This window comes from Afifella sp. IM 167 (assembly GCF_020144925.1).
Classification (GTDB): Bacteria; Pseudomonadota; Alphaproteobacteria; order Rhizobiales; family Afifellaceae; genus Afifella.
In genome coordinates this window covers 1-501 of sequence record NZ_NSLC01000057.1, presented here as the reverse complement: position 1 = coordinate 501, position 501 = coordinate 1, and the positions used below count along the sequence as shown (strand labels likewise).

Genomic DNA, 501 nt, shown 5'->3' with positions numbered 1-501 from the left:
CCGGCTCCCAGACGAATACGTCATCAGCCCCTATGCTGTCGTCAGTCGTCGCAGGCGCGGTATCCGCTGTCGCGGACGCCGCCGCTGGCGCGTCCGTCTGCGCCGCGGATCGATTACCGGAACCGAGGTGGGAGGCGACCGCCTCGTCATGAAACTCCTCGTCTTCGCGAAACATCGTGATCAGATGCTCCTCGAGGCCCATCATCAACGGATGAACCCAGGTGTCGAAGATCACGTTGGCGCCCTCGAAGCCCATCTGCGGGGCATAGCGGGCGGGAAAATCCTGGACATGGACCGGCGCCGAGATCACCGCGCAGGGGATACCGGCGCGCTTGGCGATGTGGCGCTCCATCTGGGTGCCGAGCACCAGCTCCGGCGCCAGCTCGAGCACCCGCGCCTCAACCTCCAGATAATCGTCGGTGATCAGCGCCTCGATGCCGTAGCGCTCGGCCGCGGCGCGCAGCTCGCGCGCGAATTCACGGCTGTAGCTGCCGAGCCCAC

The 501-nt window shown here is 66.5% G+C and carries 1 protein-coding gene; it reads right to left on the bottom strand.

Annotation, left to right across the window (positions count from 1 at the left end; translation table 11 throughout):
* Positions 1-501 (bottom strand): nitrogenase component 1 (locus tag CLD20_RS20125; RefSeq protein ID WP_304504376.1); only part of this gene is annotated, 501 nt, incomplete at both ends.